At 61.1% G+C, this 293-nt stretch carries 1 protein-coding gene; it reads right to left on the minus strand.

The features are described 5' to 3' along the window. On the minus strand, positions 1–293 hold a 293-nt coding region (locus tag AC6CHL_RS20780; protein ID WP_498296047.1), incomplete at both ends, for a GTP-binding protein.

Here is a 293-nt window from a genome sequence, read left to right on the forward strand (position 1 = left end):
TCCATCTGGGCGGCACCGGTGATCATGTTCTTGACGTAGTCAGCATGGCCCGGGCAATCCACGTGGGCGTAATGACGCTCGGTGGATTCGTATTCGACGTGCGCGGTCGAGATCGTGATGCCACGTGCCTTTTCTTCCGGCGCGGCGTCGATCGAGGAGTAATCCTTGAACTCGCCACCGAAGCGCTCGGCACCGATCTTGGTCAGTGCGGCGGTCAGCGTGGTCTTGCCGTGATCGACGTGACCGATGGTGCCGACGTTGACGTGCGGCTTGGTGCGCTCGAACTTACCCTT

It is taken from the genome of Stenotrophomonas sp. GQ19 (assembly GCF_059758695.1).